This is a genomic window from Mycobacterium sp. NGS68 (assembly GCF_059812195.1).
In genome coordinates, this window is record NZ_JCALCE010000007.1 from 109,661 (window position 1) to 124,963 (window position 15,303).

At 68.6% G+C, this 15,303-nt stretch carries 14 protein-coding genes and 1 pseudogene; 9 read left to right on the forward strand and 6 right to left on the reverse strand.

Annotated features, from left to right (window positions below; genetic code table 11):
• Position 1: 1 nt before the first annotated feature.
• Positions 2-982: an aldo/keto reductase gene (locus AC5Y5V_RS10490; protein ID WP_499933825.1), complete on the forward strand. Its 981-nt coding sequence runs from the start codon at positions 2-4 to the stop codon at positions 980-982.
• Positions 983-1,069: 87 nt separating this feature from the next.
• Here AC5Y5V_RS10490 and AC5Y5V_RS10495 read toward each other — a convergent pair whose 3' ends face one another.
• Positions 1,070-1,801 (reverse strand): acyl-[acyl-carrier-protein] thioesterase, encoded by a 732-nt coding sequence (locus tag AC5Y5V_RS10495; protein WP_499934197.1) that lies wholly within the window; start codon positions 1,799-1,801, stop codon positions 1,070-1,072.
• 26 nt (positions 1,802-1,827) lie between these two features.
• On the reverse strand, positions 1,828-3,195 hold the full coding sequence (locus AC5Y5V_RS10500) for an NAD(P)/FAD-dependent oxidoreductase (protein WP_499934199.1): 1,368 nt from the start codon (positions 3,193-3,195) through the stop codon (positions 1,828-1,830).
• Between the two features lie 206 nt (positions 3,196-3,401).
• On the opposite strand from AC5Y5V_RS10500, the gene AC5Y5V_RS10505 reads away from it, so the two are divergent.
• Positions 3,402-4,391 carry an NAD-dependent epimerase/dehydratase family protein gene (locus tag AC5Y5V_RS10505; RefSeq protein WP_499934201.1) on the forward strand — a complete coding sequence of 330 codons (990 nt, stop codon included), beginning with the start codon at positions 3,402-3,404 and terminating at the stop codon, positions 4,389-4,391.
• A gap of 84 nt (positions 4,392-4,475) precedes the next feature.
• Here AC5Y5V_RS10505 and AC5Y5V_RS10510 read toward each other — a convergent pair whose 3' ends face one another.
• Together AC5Y5V_RS10510 and AC5Y5V_RS10515 are read right to left on the reverse strand one after the other, a co-directional pair.
• Positions 4,476-5,570: an NAD-dependent epimerase/dehydratase family protein gene (locus AC5Y5V_RS10510; protein ID WP_499933829.1), complete on the reverse strand. Its 1,095-nt coding sequence runs from the start codon at positions 5,568-5,570 to the stop codon at positions 4,476-4,478.
• A gap of 3 nt (positions 5,571-5,573) precedes the next feature.
• Positions 5,574-6,092 carry a nuclear transport factor 2 family protein gene (locus tag AC5Y5V_RS10515; RefSeq protein ID WP_499934204.1) on the reverse strand — a complete coding sequence of 173 codons (519 nt, stop codon included), beginning with the start codon at positions 6,090-6,092 and terminating at the stop codon, positions 5,574-5,576.
• 73 nt (positions 6,093-6,165) lie between these two features.
• On the opposite strand from AC5Y5V_RS10515, the gene AC5Y5V_RS10520 reads away from it, so the two are divergent.
• The 3 genes from AC5Y5V_RS10520 (at position 6,166) to AC5Y5V_RS10530 (ending at position 9,458) form a co-directional block, all read left to right on the forward strand.
• A complete protein-coding gene (locus AC5Y5V_RS10520) occupies positions 6,166-6,471 on the forward strand; it encodes a hypothetical protein (protein ID WP_499933833.1) in 306 nt (101 codons plus the stop codon).
• Positions 6,472-6,569: 98 nt separating this feature from the next.
• Positions 6,570-7,802: an acyl-CoA dehydrogenase family protein gene (locus AC5Y5V_RS10525; protein ID WP_499933835.1), complete on the forward strand. Its 1,233-nt coding sequence runs from the start codon at positions 6,570-6,572 to the stop codon at positions 7,800-7,802.
• A gap of 3 nt (positions 7,803-7,805) precedes the next feature.
• Positions 7,806-9,458, forward strand: a complete 1,653-nt coding sequence (locus tag AC5Y5V_RS10530) for a tetratricopeptide repeat protein (RefSeq protein WP_499933838.1) — start codon at positions 7,806-7,808, stop codon at positions 9,456-9,458.
• Between the two features lie 30 nt (positions 9,459-9,488).
• On the opposite strand, the gene AC5Y5V_RS10535 is transcribed toward AC5Y5V_RS10530, so the two are convergent.
• The gene (locus AC5Y5V_RS10535; RefSeq protein ID WP_499933842.1) at positions 9,489-9,818 is read right to left on the reverse strand and encodes a hypothetical protein; all 330 of its coding nucleotides are present in this window, start codon (positions 9,816-9,818) and stop codon (positions 9,489-9,491) included.
• A gap of 246 nt (positions 9,819-10,064) precedes the next feature.
• Between AC5Y5V_RS10535 and AC5Y5V_RS10540 the strand changes: the two are divergent.
• The 4 genes and pseudogenes from AC5Y5V_RS10540 to ngg all read left to right on the forward strand — a co-directional run.
• Positions 10,065-10,439: pseudogene (locus AC5Y5V_RS10540) on the forward strand (fumarylacetoacetate hydrolase family protein); the annotation flags it as partial.
• Between the two features lie 13 nt (positions 10,440-10,452).
• Positions 10,453-11,286, forward strand: a complete 834-nt coding sequence (locus tag AC5Y5V_RS10545) for an SDR family NAD(P)-dependent oxidoreductase (protein ID WP_499933845.1) — start codon at positions 10,453-10,455, stop codon at positions 11,284-11,286.
• Positions 11,283-11,984: an acetoacetate decarboxylase family protein gene (locus tag AC5Y5V_RS10550; protein ID WP_499933847.1), complete on the forward strand. Its 702-nt coding sequence runs from the start codon at positions 11,283-11,285 to the stop codon at positions 11,982-11,984. Before AC5Y5V_RS10545 ends, AC5Y5V_RS10550 begins: the two co-directional genes overlap by 4 nt.
• A gap of 43 nt (positions 11,985-12,027) precedes the next feature.
• Positions 12,028-13,839 (forward strand): N-acetylglutaminylglutamine synthetase, encoded by a 1,812-nt coding sequence (ngg, locus tag AC5Y5V_RS10555; RefSeq protein WP_499933849.1) that lies wholly within the window; start codon positions 12,028-12,030, stop codon positions 13,837-13,839.
• Here ngg and AC5Y5V_RS10560 read toward each other — a convergent pair.
• On the reverse strand, positions 13,796-15,295 hold the full coding sequence (locus AC5Y5V_RS10560) for a hypothetical protein (protein WP_499933851.1): 1,500 nt from the start codon (positions 15,293-15,295) through the stop codon (positions 13,796-13,798). The genes ngg and AC5Y5V_RS10560 overlap by 44 nt on opposite strands.
• Positions 15,296-15,303: the final 8 nt, after the last annotated feature.

Consider the following 15,303-nt stretch of genomic DNA (forward strand, 5'->3'; position numbering starts at 1 on the left):
CATGAAGCAGGCTCGCCTCGCCGATCTGGAGGTTGGGCGCCTCGGTCTGGGCGCCATGGGCATGTCGGTGGCATACGCCGGCGCCGGGAGTGACGACGCCGAAGCGATACGGACCGTCCACCGGGCCATCGACCTCGGCGTCACGCTGATCGACACCGCCGAGGTCTACGGCCCCTACATCAATGAAGAGCTTCTTGCGCGAGCGCTGCGCGGCCGACGCGATCGGATAGTGCTGGCGACCAAGTTCGGCCTGATCTCCCACACCGGCCGTGACGGGCTGGACAGTAGCCCCGCGAATATCCGCCTTGCCGTGGACGGTTCTCTGCGACGGCTGGCAACCGACCATATCGACCTGTACTACCAGCACCGCCTCGACCGCGGCACGCCGATTGAGGACACGGTGGGGACGCTGAGCGAGTTGGTCACGGAGGGCAAGATTCGGCACATCGGGCTGTCCGAGGTCGGCGTCAACACCATCCGCCGCGCCCATGCGGTACATCCGATCACGGCCGTGCAATCCGAATACTCGCTGTGGACGCGTGATCAGGAGGATGCGGTGCTGCCGCTACTGGCCGAACTGGGCATCGGTTTCGTCGCCTATTCGCCGCTGGGCCGCGGATTCCTGACTGGCGCAATTCGTTCCACCGAAGGGCTGCCCGACACCGACTACCGCAAGACCAACCCCCGCTTCTTCGCGGAGAACTTCGCGCACAACCTCGCCAGCGCGGATCAGCTTCGCGCCATCAGCGACGACGTCGGCGCCACCCCGGCCCAGGTCGCGCTGGCCTGGCTGCTGGCCAAAGCGGCGCGCGGCCCCGCCGTCGTCCCGATACCGGGAACCAAGCGCGTGTCCCGCCTCGAGGAGAACGCCGGCGCCGACGGCGTCGAGCTCTCCGCCGATCAGCTGGCCCGACTCGACCAGCTCACCCCCGCCGTGGGCGGGCATCACGCCGAGGCGCAAATGGCGTGGATCGACCGCTGAGGCCTGGGTCGAGATGCGCGTTTCGGCTGTGTGCCTGGCCGCACGTTCGGCGACCAGCGTGCCGCCAGCCGCGCACTCGAAAAGCCCTTACAGCTTGCGCACCAGCGCGGCGGCCCGCACGTCGTCGCCGACCACGAACTGCATGCGCACCGTGTCCTGCTGGCGCTCGGAAACGATGGTCACCGCTTCACCAAACTTGATGGGGCTGCGGTATTCCAGCACGGCCCGATACGGCGCGCTCTCCAATTCGGGCAGCTGGCCCAGTATCTCGTGCACGCCGTGCCAGTAGACGGTGTTGTTGACATGTTCGAAAAGGTCTATATCCGTGCGGCGCAACGGAAATGGCGTGGCCATGCCGTCGGCGATCGGTTCGGCGAGCCAGGGCCGCCACTTGAGCCGGTGGTTATCGGTGGTGCTGCCGAAAAGCGCGATGGTTTCGTCGGTGAAGCGCGCGGGCGTCAGGGTGTCCTTGTTCATGCAGATCCAGAAACCCTCGGTTTCGATGCGGCCGCCGTCGGAGCCCTCGAGCCGAACACGCATGTTGCACCAGCGGGTGGAAAGCGCCGCACACCAACGCCGGAAGGTGATGTCGCTCGGTAACTCGATGGGCTTGAGCACGTCGATCACCGTGCGCAGCACGATCCAATGCGGGTGCACCTCGGCCAGGTTCGCGTCGCCGAGATGCTCGGCGCCGACCTCCTGGATGTAGCGCGCGACGCCGTCGAGGCGAAGCCGCTTGTGTTCGTCGATGTCGGATGTGGCCAGCCGCCAGCCGGTTTGATAGACGTACCCGGAATCGGGCAGCGCGGCCAGGGGCATGTCCAGCCCGGAGTCCTGCGACACGGCTAGCGCCGCTCGTCCAAGGACTCGAAACTGTGCTCGCTGAGCAGCTTTTCCAGCTGCTCGATCGCGGTGACCAGTTTCTTCTGGAACATCGACACCACCCGCGCGCGCACCCGCGGCTTGTGCGACAGCGGCGGAAGCAACTCGGCGAGGAGGTTCAACCGCGCGGTGCTCAACCAGTCGGTCAGCTCGTCGTCGTCGAGCCAGCGATGCTGGCTACGCAGATCGGAAAGCGTCAGCCGCATCCAGTCCACATCGCGGTCCGGGTGTGGAACCGGCACGCAGAGCTCATTCTTCAGTTCGTCCCCGACGTAGGCCGATTCGACGTGGGCGGTGAACGCGGCGCTGAACACCTGCTGGCAGCCGCGCACCGCCTGCAGGGTGAGGTGGTCGCCGTCGAACACCGGGGTAGCCGGACGCTGCGGCGCTCCGTCGGCGGTGCAGTCGACGTACAGCGCCGACGGTGAGGACGTGATCGATCCGCCGTCCAGCACGATCGCGGTGGGCTCGATGCGCTGCACGTGGCCCATCCGGACGATGTCCTCGATGCGGCGCAACTGCTCGAATTCCAGCTGCGACACGATTGCGCACCGGTACATGGTCGGCCGTATCGAGGCGTCGAGGCGCAGGAGAGTTTTCGCGCTCTCCAGCCGATCGAAGAGGTCGTCCGTCGACGTCGCGGCACCGATCGCGTCCAGCGTCGCGCCGTAACTGGCCCGGAATTGCTTGATGAACGTCGGCCCGGGCTGCAGGGTCGCGCGGTCCATCATCCAGGAGTCGCGCGGCATGATCCAGGTCAACCGCTCCGGGCTGACGCCGTTGCGCAGCAGCCAGAGGCAGACATCCATACCGGTCTTGCCGGCCCCGACGATCACATACCGCTCTCGCGGGGCGTACTTGGGCAGTTCGGCCGGGGGGACGCAGTCGATTCCCGGCGCCACCGCGTACGGCGCGGGCCGCATCGAGGGGACGATCGCGTGCAGATACGTCGCGTCGACGACCCGCTTGTTGACGTTGACGACATATTCGGTGCCCGCCATCGTCCGCAGCCGGCCGTCGCCGAGGTATTCGCTCATCGGGAAGTACTGGACCCGGCCGGTGGGCAGGAACTGCTGGTGCATGACGGCGTCGAAGTACGCGGTGATCTCCCCGACGGGGGCCAGCTCGCCGAGCCCCTGGTTCCAGCCGACGGAGTCGATGGTGTTGTTGCCCAACGCTCTTGAGTTGACGCCGTAGTACGCGGACGGTTGGTGCAACCGCACGAACGGGTAGGCCGCGTTCCAGTGGCCGCCCGGTTGATGGGCACGGTCGACGATGACCACGCTGGCCTCGGACTCGGTGATCAGCGTGTCGGTGAACGCCATCCCCATGGCGCCGGCACCGATCACCAGGTAATCGGCCTCGATGGTTTCCGTCGACCCCCGCACAGGCACCTCCTTCGAGCAGTGCGATCGCGCAAAGCGCCGGTACAGGGTAGCCCGTGGCCCCGCGACATTACGAATACGCGGTGCGCCGCGGGCGTTTTGTACACAGGTTTTACCCTGGTCGGGTGACCGCTGACGCATCCCCGACGGACATGAAGAAGCTGGTGATCGGCGCGAGCGGCTTTTTGGGATCACACGTGACGCGGCAGCTGGTCGCTTCGGGCGCCGACGTCCGAGTGATGTTGCGCCACACCAGTTCCACGCACGGCATCGATGATCTCGACGTTGAGCGCTGCTACGGTGATGTGTTCGACGACAACGCATTACGCGCGGCGATGGCCGGCTGCGACGTGGTGTATTACTGCGTCGTCGACGCCCGGATGTGGTTGCGTGATCCGGCGCCGCTGTTCCGCACCAACGTCGAAGGCCTGCGACACGTGCTCGACGCGGCCGCGGCCGCCGACCTGCGCAAGTTCGTGTTCACCAGCACCACCGGCACCCTGGCCATCAGCGAGAGCCGGCCGGTCACCGAGGAGGATCCGCACAACTGGGACGACGGCGGAGCTTACATCGAGTCACGGGTGGCGGCGGAGAACCTGGTCATGTCCTACGCGCGCGAGCGCGGCCTGCCGGCCGTCGCGATGTGCGTATCCACCACCTACGGCCCCGGCGATTGGGCGCCGACTCCACACGGATCCGTGATCGCGCTGGTCGCGGCCGGGCGCTTCCCGTTCTACCTCGGGTATTCGTCGGAGGTCGTCGGCATCGAAGACGCCGCCAGGGCAATGCTTCTCGCCGCGGACCATGGCCGGAGCGGCGAACGCTACATCATCTCCGACCGGTACATGAGCATCCGTGAGCTGCATACCATCGCCGCCGAAGCCGTCGGCAGACGCCCTCCGCGCATCCCGATACCGATGGCCGTGATGCGCGCCGTGGCACGGGTGAACGACGTGCTGGCGCGACTGTTGCGCCGCGACCTGCCAATGGCCTACGCCGGGGCGCGGATGGCCGAACTGATGTCGCCGCTGGACCACAGCAAGGCCGAACGCGAACTCGGATGGACACCCGAACCCGTCGCGGACTCCGTCCGCAAGGCGGCGGTCTTCTTCGCCACCGCTGGTGCCCGCCGCGAGACTTAACCCGCGGCGGAGTTTGTCGGCGTGTCGTCGCCGCAGGTTAAGTGTCGCGTCGCAAGCCCCAGCGGCGCGGCGCCGTCGCGCAAACTAGTCCGCGCCGGCCAGCGCGGCGGGGCCGTACTTCTTTGCGATCAGCGTCCACGGATCGGCGTACGGGCCGCGCCGCTCGGCGCAGCGCTGCAGTCTCAGGGCCGTGCGCATCAGCGGCCGCAGGACCGGGCCGAGGATGCGCAACACCACGCGCAGCCGGCCGCGGGCTTCGGCGACCCATGCCACGGTCTGATCCCAGTCGTGTTCCTGGAAGTCGAGCAGCGCCTGCGATTCGGTGGTGTCGAACCAGCCGGTGAAGGCCCAGCCCCGGTCGTCGTCGGGATCGCCGGGCAGGCTGGCCGAGGGGCCCAACCGTCCGAGGCCGACGGCCGCCATCACGTCGTCCTCGAGGCCGCGCTGCTGCTTCAGGAATGAGTCGTTGCCGCCGATGAGCAGCACCTTGCCGTCGATCGTGGCCGCCCGATCGACGGCGTTGGCGAATGCCAGCGCCGCATCCCGCGAATCCACGATGTGCACGCGGTTGTCGCCCGGCGTGGCGCGGACCAGCAGCAGATAGTCGCCGCCGAACTGGGAATCCGGCGACATGACGCCGCCCAGCCGAAGCAGCGCGTACGGCAGGCCGCTGGCGCGGACCGCGGCCTCGGCCAGCACCTTGTCCTCGCCGTATTGGTCGATCGGATCCACGGGGGTATCGGGCGTGATCCGCTCCGGGTAGCGATACGGGTTGCGTGAGCCGTACACCGCCGCACTGGATGCCAGCACGAACAGCGGCGGCCGGGGCAGCGCCGTGGCGGCGGCCAGCAGGTTCTCGGTGCCGCCCACGTTCACCCGGCGGGCCAGCGCGGGGTTCCGGTACGACGGCGGCGAGACGATCGCGGCGAGGTGGATGACGGCGTCGGGCCGGTGCGTGAGCATCAGCTCGCGCACCGCCGCGGCATCCTGCAGATCGACGAAGGCCGGGACCAGCCGCGGGCCGTGCTCACCCGAACTCAAGGCCTGCGCCACCGCGGCGGTCTGATCGTTGGGCAGGTCCGCCGCGACGACGGTCCGCCCGCGCTCCAGCAGGAGCTGCACGCAACGCCTGCCGATCTGTCCGAAGGCCCCGGTTACCAGGATGGTGTCGACGGCCATGCCTCACCTCTCCGTCAACCGGCCGGCGAGTTTGCCGGTGACCCTGCGGATCCGGTCGGAAACGTAGAACGAGAACAGGGGAGTGACGATGTCCTCCCGCAGTCGAGTTAGCTTGGAGCTCTTGATAAGCCACTGCCCGTCAACCTTCTCGTAGGTCTCGTGGTAGTGGCCGTAGCCGACCAGGCTCACCCCGGCCCCGAACCGGACGACATCCTGCAGCGCCCACACGCCGCGCGCCGTCGTCGCCGACGTCAGCTCGATCTCCGGGGCATGCACCTGATGCGCGGTGGCCTGCGCCGGGCGACCGATGTTCTTGCGGGTGAAGGCGACGAAATCGTCGGCCCCGACGATCCGCTTGCCGCCGGCCTCGGAGGTGTCGCTGACCAGGTCGTCGGCGAACAGCGACCGCCACGCGGCCCAGTCCTTCGTGTCGAGATATCGGCAGTAGCGCGCTTTGAGCTGCTTGATGGACTCGATCGCCAATAGCTCCACGGTGCCCGCGGTGTCGGCGTCCACGCTCAGGTCCGATCCGCGAAGGCGTGACACATCATCCGGAAACTGTAAACCATCGACGGACTCGTCTTAAGCTACGTCGATGGCCAAGGTGATTATTGCGAGCGTCATCGTCGTGCTCGTCCTCGCGGGCGTGATCGTCCTGCGCCTCACGACGCGCAATCGCAGTCGTCGCGGCATACCGTCATCGGTGGTCAAGCTCTATGGGCTGCTGAGCGTAGCCGGGTTTGCGGTGCTGCTGGCCTGGTCGGACGCCGACGCGGCGGTCAAGGCGGGCGGGTTCACCCTGTTCGGCACCATTGCCGGATTCCTTGCCGGGGCGAACATCCCCGACGAGTCGTCACAGGATCCCGAACCGGACCCGGACTCCGAGGAGGCGCCCGCGTGATTGCGCCGCGGTACAGTCTGACAGCAATGTTGGGCGATCGCTCAGCACCCTCGCGGCGGGAGGCCCTGGGCGGATGACGCGCAGACTCGTTCGAAGTCATGGTTGCTGAGACGGTCGAGGAATTCCGCGGTCGGGCCAGATCCTGGCTGGCGGTGAACCTCCCGCGCCTGGATCCCGACCGCCCGGCGATTCGCACGCGCGATGGCGACGACACCTGGCTGCGGGCCCGCGAATTACAGAAGACCCTGTGGGACGGGGGATTTGCCGGCATCTGCTTTCCGCGAGAATACGGCGGGCTCGGCCTGTCCTACGAGTACAAGAAGGCATTCGACGCCGAGTCGGCAGGATACGAGACGCCCCTGCTGCTCAACGTCCCGTCGTTCGCCATTTGCTGCGCGACGATCCTCGACATGGGCAGCGAGGAGCAGAAGCGTGCTCACATCCGGGCGGCCCTGCGCGGCGACGAGGTGCTGGTGCAGCTGCTGTCGGAGCCGAGCGGAGGCTCGGACCTCGCCGGCGTCATCACCCGCGCCGACCGGCGGGACGGGCGGTGGATCATCAACGGCGCCAAGACGTGGAGCACTTGGGCGATCCACGCGGACTTCGGCCTCTGCCTGGCCAGGACCGACTGGGTGGCACCGAAACACGAGGGGCTGACCATGTTCCTGGTGCCGCTGGCGCATCCCGGGATCACCATCAACCGCGTCCGACAGGTCAACGGCTCGATGGAGTTTTGCGAAGAGTTCCTCGACGACGTCGACGTCGGTAACGACGCGGTGGTCGGGGAACCGGGTAAGGGCTGGGAGGTCGCGTCGCGCCAACTCTTCCACGAGCGCCGCACCATGGGCGACGGCTCGGAATACACCAGCGGCCCCGGAATTGCTGAGGCGCAGGATGTTTCGATCGACCTGATGGCGGTGGCACGTAGTGCCGGCCAGGCTGACAGCGAACGCGCCCGCGAGTTGGTCGGCCGGGCTCTGGTGCACCGCGCAGTGCAGCAGCAGCTCAGCGAGCACGTTTTCCACGCCGTGGCAGACGGCACGCTGCCGCCGACTGCGGGATCGATCATCAGGTTGTACATGGCCGCGGTGCACCACGTCGAAACCGATGCGGGACTGGTCGTTTCGGGTACCGAGGCCGTCGTCGACGGCGGCGCCGGGCTGCTCGACGTCGGGGTGCGCTACGTGGGCCGTCAGATCGCCAGCATCGGCGGCGGCACCACCGAGATGGCGCGCAACGTGATCGCCGAACGCGTCCTGAACCTACCGCGCGAGTACGCTGCCGATCGTGGCGTGCCGTTCAACCAGGTGCGGCGGAACAGACTGTCCTGAATCATGACCGCCGACGACGACTATTTCGATCTCGGTGCCTATCACCGCCCGGTAGAAACCACTTCCGCGCGGGCGCAGCTCTGGTTCGACCGCGGCCTGGTGTGGGCCTACGCGTTCAACCATGGAGAGGCGATCCACTGCTTCGAGCGGGCGCTGGAATTCGATGGGGATCTGGCCGTCGCGCGTTGGGGGATCGCGTATTCGGTTGGCCCCAACTACAACAAGGCGTGGGAGGCGTTCGATCCGGTCGATCTGACCGCGTCGCTGGCTCGCGCGCACACCGAGCTGCAGCTGGCCGTCGAGGGTCGGGCCAGCGCCGTCGAACGGGGCCTGATCGCCGCGCTGCGGGCCCGCTTTCCGACCGCGGACCCCGCGGACACGGAGGCCCTGCGGGCGGGTCTGGGCGCCTACGCCGACGCCATGACCGCGCTGGCGGCGGCCCATCCCGAGGACATCGACGTGCAGGCGCTGGCCGCCGATGCCCTGGTGAACGTGACGGCCTGGGCACTGTGGGACACCCGCACCGGCGAGCCGGCGGTCGGCTCAAGGGTGTTGGCGGCCAAGCGGATCCTCGAGGACGCGCTGGCGGACCCGTCCGGTCGCGAGCATCCAGGGGTCCTGCATCTGTATCTGCACGTCATGGAGATGTCGGCGACGCCGGAGGAGGCGAAGCCGGCCGCTGACCTGCTGCGCGGGCTGGTGCCCGACGCCGGGCACCTGAGGCACATGCCGAGCCACATCGACGTGCTGTGCGGCGACTACGGCCGTTCGGTGGAGGCGAATCTTGCTGCGGTGCAGGCGGACCGGCGTTTCGTCAGCCGCGAGGGTCCGCTGAATTTCTACTCGCTGTACCGGGCGCACGATCTGCACTTCGTGGTGTACTCGGCAATGTTCGAGGGCCGGTCGGAAATCGCGCTGCAGGCCGCAGACGAGCTCGCCGGCCAGCTGACGCCCGCGCTGCTGTCGATCGTCTCGCCGCCGATGGCCGACTGGCTCGAGGCGTTCGTGCCGTTGCGGACCCATGTGCTGGTGCGCTTCGGGCGGTGGGACGAACTGCTCGCGCAGCCGCTGCCGGAAGACTACGACCTGTACTGCACCACCGCGGCAACGATGCACTACGGGCGCGGCGTCGCGCTGGCGGCCACCGGTCGACTGGCGCAGGCCCACGCCGAGCGCGTCGCGTTCACCGACGCATACGACCGGATACCGGAGTCCAGGTACCTGTTCAACAACACCAGCCGCGACATCCTGGCCGTGGCCGCGGCCATGCTGGACGGCGAGATCGCTTACCGCGAAGGGCGTTTCGACGAGGCATTCAGTCACCTGCGGCGCGCGGTCGCCATCGACGACGCGCTGCCCTACGACGAGCCCTGGGGCTGGATGCAGCCCACGCGGCACGCGTACGGGGCGCTGCTGCTCGAACAGGGCCACGTCGACGAGGCCGCGGCCGTCTACGCCGCCGACCTGGGACTGGATCCCACCCTGGCCAGACCCTGCCAGCATCCGGGAAACGTGTGGAGCCTGCACGGATATCACGAATGCCTGCGGCGGCTTGGCCGCTCCGACGAAGCGGCCGCCATCGGCGAGCAGCTCGCGCTCGCCGCGGCGCGTGCCGACGTGCCGATTCGCGCGTCGTGCGCCTGCCGCCTCGGCTAGCCAGGGCTCGGCGCCGCTCGCTGAGGTCGCTCAGCGGGGTCCGGCGGGCGTTGCGGTCACCACGTCCTTGCCGTTCGCGTCCTTGACGATGCTTATCTCATATAGCGACCCATTAGGGCCGTGGAGCAGCAGATGCTCGGTAATGATCATCGTGTCGATCTGCTCGCCGCCCGTGATCGTTTCCCCCACCCCGACGCCGCCGTGTGTCTCACCGTGCATCGGTGACGTACTCGGCGTCGACGGGCCGCCGCAACCTGTCAGGGCTGCGAGCAGCGGCGCGGACAACATCAGCCCCGTCGCTACACCGAACGCAAAGCGCCTCTCGTGCAACGGCTTTACGAAACGCTTGCGGTTCATCATTGCTTTTCCCTAGTTTGTGACCGGTGTTGCCGGGGATGTAACGCCTGTCATCGAGAGCGTATAGTCCTCCGAACTCGGCAGCAATCCGCCAGTCGCCGAAAAGCTGTCGTGGAAATTTGATTTCGGCGATGCGCAGACCATTCGAACAGATGTCGTGGGGCCTCCCGCGGCTGGACGACATCGCCGGCTGGGCCGGCTGCGAGCTCCATGAGACCATCGAGGCCGGCGACCACCTCCTGCTGATCGGCTCGGTCGCACGTGGCGGGCTTTGGGCAGGACCCCTCCGAGCGGGGGCACGCAACTGCGCGGCCCCGCACCGCAATTCGGACGCGGCAAGTCCTACGCCGGGTTCGCGCCGCAGGACCCGTGGCTCGTCACGCCCGACGAGTTCGACGACCCCGACGACGTGGAGCTGGGCTGCGGGACCTGATCTTCCCGGTTCCCAGGCTCGTCGCCGAGTTGTCGAAGATCGTCACGCTGTTGCCCCGCGACGTGATCTTCACCGGCACCCCCGCGGGCGTCGGGGGTGGACTCACGCCGCCGCGGTTTCTCGCCGCCGGCGAATGCCTGGACAGCTGGATCACCGGCATCGGCGAGCTGCACCAGACGTTCGTGGTGTGACATCCTGGGCTCTATGGCGAAACTGGCTGGTCTGCGCGTCGCGATCACCGGCGGCGCGCAGGGCATCGGCCGGGCGATCGCCGAGGCCCTGATCAGCGGCGGTGCCAGGGTGGTCCTCGGCGACGTGCAGGAGGCCATCGTCAAGCAGACGGCAGCCGACATCAACGCGGTGGGCTATCACCTCGACGTGATGGACGCGACCAGCTTCGAGAGCTTCCTCGATCATGCGACCGCCGAACTCGGCGGCCTGGACGTGCTGGTCAACAACGCGGGCATCATGCCGATCGGGCCGTTCCTCAGGGAGGACCCGAACCTGACCCGGCGGACGATCGAGATCGACCTGATCGGTGTCCTGACCGGCACCCGCCTGGTTGGCGTCCGATTCGCGCGACGCGGAAAGGGCCACGTCGTCAACATCGCCTCCGTCATGGGCACGCTGGCCTCTCCGAATGCCGCCACCTACTGCGCCGCCAAGCACGCCGTCGTCGGCTTCAGTTCGGCGCTGCGCCAGGAGTGGCGCGGCAGCGGCGTGAAGATCTCCGCGATCTGTCCGGGATTCGTGCGGACCGAATTGATCGCCGGCATGTCCGCACCAGGTCTGCTGGAGCGGTTCCTGGTGGTCAATCCCGAGGATGTGGCCGACGCGGTGGTCAAGGAGATTCGCAGGGGAGCGTCGCGAACGGTGTTCGTGCCCACGACGGTTGGCCTCATCTCGCGCGGAACGGCCCCGATCCCAGCATCATTCGTCGACGCGGTGTTCCGGTTGTCGGGAGGCAACCGGGTCACCGCCCAACTGGACCAGGCACAACGCGCCGCCTACCAGGCGCGGGCGGAGGGTAGATCATGAGCGATGTCCGAGCGGAACTGTCCGGCCTGCGCGGGGTTCCCGAAACGACCTTGAGCCAAGCCCTGCTGGCGACCCTGCCGGACAACTCGGCGCCGGCCCCGTGGGAGTGCCACTGCTCGGCGCTGCTGTGGCTCGGTCGCGGCGGCCGTGCCGCCGCCGCCGCGCTGCCGTCGGCGCTGGCGGGCAGCCCGGCGCTCGTCACGGTCGGGGGTTTCGTGCGCTACACCGACACTCCCGTCGGCGAGTACGACGAGGTGCTGGGCATGATCGCGTCCCGCACGGGCTTACGACCCTGGGGCAATGTGGCTTTCATGTCGGTGGACTCGCGGCCCAGCCTGGTCGGCGGCCGCACCAACTGGGCGATGCCCAAGACCCTGGCCCGCTTCGACGGTGAGATTGCGCCCAATCGCACCGTCACCGGCACGGGTGCCGACGAGATTTCCTGGTCGGTCAGCGCGACCCCGCGCGTGCTGGGCCCGGCGATCCCCCTGAAGGCCAAAGCAACTGCGCGTCAGCAGTTCAGCGACGGCCGCATCGGGGACTCGCTGCTGACGTTCTCCGGCCGGATCCGGCCGGCCCTGCTCACCGTGGACGTCTCGTCGTCCGGCACCCTGCAGTCGTGGCTGCGTCCGGGACGTCACCTCGGCGCGATCGTCGACGACGCCGTTTTCACACTGGGAGAGCCGCGTTTAGGCTGACGGGCGCCGCGACGCGCCCCCCGTCGACCGTTAGGGTGGGGTGATGGCGCCAAACGATCCGGCCGAGGCCGAGGCGATCACGCTGGGCCTGCACGACGCCTCCCCGCAACACCTGGTGGACGCGATGGCCAAGGATGTGGAGCTCGAGTTGGGTTGGGGTCGGCTCATTTTCGGCCAGACCTTCGCCGATTCCCGCACGCTGGCCGACGCGCTGCGACGCGAAGCTCCGGGGCGCCGTGATATCTGCATCTATGCACGTGAATCCCACGTGCTCGTCGCCGGAGCGCCCAACGAGCTGTTCATCGACCCCAGCCACACCTATCGGCTCCGCTTCACCGGAGCGACGGGGGAGGACGTCGCGTTGCCGGGCGTCACCATCCGCGAGCTGAACGAGGAGCGCGACGCCGACGCCATGAACCGTGTGTTCGTCCGCTGCGGAATGGTCCCGGCGCCGGTCGACGTGATCTGGCAAAACCATCTGCATGTCGAGGCGGTGACCTACCTGCTGGCAGTGCGGGACGACGACGGCACCGTGGTGGGTTCGGTGACCGGCGTCGACCACGAACTGCTCTTCTCCGATCCCGAGCGCGGGTCCAGCATGTGGACGTTGGCGGTGGATTCCGCGGCGGGCCTGCCCGGCATCGGCGAGACCCTGACCCGCGCGTTGACCGCGCACTACCGCGACCTGGGCCGCGCCTACCTGGACCTGTCGGTCGCGCATGACAACAAGGCCGCCATCGCCCTGTACGAGAAGCTGGGATTCCGCCGCGTCCCGGTGCTGGCGATCAAGCGCAAGAACGCGATCAACGAGCCGTTGTTCACCCCGCCGTCGGAGACGGTCGACGACCTCAACCCCTACGCGCGGATCATCGCCGACGAGGCCCAGCGGCGCGGGATCGCGGTCGAGGTGCTCGACGCCGAGACCGGCGAGATGCGGCTCAGCCACGGTGGCCGGAGCCTGATCACCAGGGAGTCGCTGTCGGAGCTCACCTCAGCGATCGCCATGTGCCGGTGTGACGACAAGCGCCTGACCCGGCGGCTGGTCTCGGAGGCGGGTATCACCGTGCCGCGGGCCCGGCTGGCCACCTTCGACGACGACGACTACGCCTTCCTGACCGAGGTGGGCGAGGTCGTCGTCAAGCCCACGCGCGGCGAGCAGGGCAAGGGCATCACCGTGGGTGTCACCGGGGAGAACGGTCCCGACGAGCTCACCGCCGCCGTGGCGCGCGCCCGTGAGGAATATCCCGAGGTGCTGATCGAGCAGCGCGTCGCCGGCGAGGACCTTCGGTTGGTCGTGATCGACGGCCGGGTGGTCGCCGCCGCGCTGCGCACACCCCCGGCCATCATCGGCACCGGCGAGCACAGCGTGCGGGACCTGATCGCGGCCGAAAGCCGTCGGCGGTCCGCGGCCACCGGCGGCGAGTCACAGATCCCGCTCGACCAAACCACGGAGGCGACGGTCGCCGAGGCCGGCTGGACGATGGACGACGTGCTGCCCAAAGGAACCCGCCTCAGCGTGCGTCGCACCGCCAACGTGCACCAGGGCGGCACGATCCGCGACGTCACCGCCGACGTGAACCCCACGCTGCGCCAGGTCGCGGTGGCGGCCGCCGAGGCGATCGGCATACCCGTCACCGGCATCGACCTGGTGGTCCCGGACGTCACCGGCGACCGCTACGCGTTCATCGAGGCCAACGAGCGACCGGGGTTGGCTAATCATGAGCCGCAGCCCACGGCCGCCGCCTTCGTCGATTTTCTGTTTCCCGGCAAGCCCGGCCAGCCGCCGCTGTGGACCCCGGAATCCGCGGACGCTAGCCCCTCAAGTAGCTCCTCGACAGGGCGAGCGCCGCGGTAACCGCGACAACCAGCACGTAGACCGGCAACAGGTGGCCAAAGTTGGTGTAGCCCACCGCGAAGTGGATGACCAACGTCGGAATCGTGCCGAAGGCGCACCCCAGCAACAGGGACCACCACACCCAGCGCTGCCCGCGCCGCCACCCCCACAGGCTGATCAGCAGGACCGCCAGCCCGGCGCCGATCAGCGCGCCGCCGAAGCCGGCCCGGTCGTGGGCGATGAACGGCAGCAGGTGGACGTTCGCGGACCGCAGATGCTCGGCGTGGGTACCCATGAACTCCAGATCGGTCGGCACGAACACCGACGTCATCCCGACCGTGGAGATGGTGAGGCCGGCCACCGTCAGACCTCCGCCGACGCCGATCATCAGCAGCTGACCCCACAAGGCACGGCGGCGCTGCGGCTCCGGCCCTTCGACGACCGGTGGCCAGTGCGGACCGGGGAGGCGCCGGCAGACCGCGGCCACCAGCATCGGGAACAGCGCGAGGACGACCACCGTGTGCAACGGCTCCACGAAGCCGCCGGTACCGAAAAAGTAGAAATAGCTGCCGAAGGCGACGAGCCCCGAGATCGCCAGTGTCCGGCGCGCCCAGCGGTAGCCCTGGCGCATCGCCTGCGCCAGCGCCAGGTAGAGAATTCCGATGCCGATCATGTTGCCAGCCATCGTGATTCGGTCATGCTGCAGGAACCCGACGAGATGTTCATTGAGCTGGCGCAGATCGGCCACGGACGCACCGAGGTAGTTGCGGTCGTAGCCCAGCAGCACCGGACCCACCGCGATTACCCCCGCCCCGAGGCCGGCCACGATCAGGCCGATGCCCACCAGCGCGGCCCACAGCCAGCCCGGCCAGCGCACGGGGTTCGCCGGGACGCGGCGCAGCGGCACCGGCGGTGACGTGGGTGTGGCCGCCTCGATCACCCGGTTGAACCAGTTCGGTCCGGCCGCGATCAACACCGCCGGGGTGGCCAGCACGGTCGCCGAAGGATCGGCCGGATCGGCCAGCGCCGCCACCGCCGGCGCGAGTTCCCCGGTGCAGAGCCGTATCGGCACCGCGTCGGGGTCACCCACGGTGGCGGCGTCGACGTACGGGGCGACCGCGTCGCGCGCCTCGGCGCCGTCGGCGACGGCGGTGACCCGGCAGTGCCGGCCTGCGGCCGCCCGCCGCACGGTGTCGACGTCGGCGAGCCCGACCGGATTCACCTCGATGACGCCGGCGCCCTGCACCGCGAGCACCGGGATCGCGTCGGCCGCGATCCACGGCGGAACCGAGGCGCCGAACCGGTCCGACCATTGCGGCGGCGGGGGAGCGTGGTCGAAGACCACCGGGATCCAGCGTCGACCGCCCGCGTGCCTGATCAGCGTCGCAAGGAACCGCAGCGCCAGGACGCGGGTGCGACGTTCGCCCAGTAGCCTCTCCGCCGTCGGGCGCAGCGGGTGATATGTCCAGTCCGGCACGCGACAAT

Coding starts and splice junctions, on each gene's coding strand:
- AC5Y5V_RS10490 (WP_499933825.1), top strand. CDS start 2: ATGAAGCAGGCTCGCCTCGCCGATCTGGAGGTTGGGCGCCTCGGTCTG.
- AC5Y5V_RS10495 (WP_499934197.1), bottom strand. CDS start 1,801: ATGCCCCTGGCCGCGCTGCCCGATTCCGGGTACGTCTATCAAACCGGC.
- AC5Y5V_RS10500 (WP_499934199.1), bottom strand. CDS start 3,195: ATGGGGATGGCGTTCACCGACACGCTGATCACCGAGTCCGAGGCCAGC.
- AC5Y5V_RS10505 (WP_499934201.1), top strand. CDS start 3,402: ATGAAGAAGCTGGTGATCGGCGCGAGCGGCTTTTTGGGATCACACGTG.
- AC5Y5V_RS10510 (WP_499933829.1), bottom strand. CDS start 5,570: ATGGCCGTCGACACCATCCTGGTAACCGGGGCCTTCGGACAGATCGGC.
- AC5Y5V_RS10520 (WP_499933833.1), top strand. CDS start 6,166: ATGGCCAAGGTGATTATTGCGAGCGTCATCGTCGTGCTCGTCCTCGCG.
- AC5Y5V_RS10525 (WP_499933835.1), top strand. CDS start 6,570: ATGGTTGCTGAGACGGTCGAGGAATTCCGCGGTCGGGCCAGATCCTGG.
- AC5Y5V_RS10530 (WP_499933838.1), top strand. CDS start 7,806: ATGACCGCCGACGACGACTATTTCGATCTCGGTGCCTATCACCGCCCG.
- AC5Y5V_RS10535 (WP_499933842.1), bottom strand. CDS start 9,818: ATGATGAACCGCAAGCGTTTCGTAAAGCCGTTGCACGAGAGGCGCTTT.
- AC5Y5V_RS10545 (WP_499933845.1), top strand. CDS start 10,453: ATGGCGAAACTGGCTGGTCTGCGCGTCGCGATCACCGGCGGCGCGCAG.
- AC5Y5V_RS10550 (WP_499933847.1), top strand. CDS start 11,283: ATGAGCGATGTCCGAGCGGAACTGTCCGGCCTGCGCGGGGTTCCCGAA.
- ngg (WP_499933849.1), top strand. CDS start 12,028: ATGGCGCCAAACGATCCGGCCGAGGCCGAGGCGATCACGCTGGGCCTG.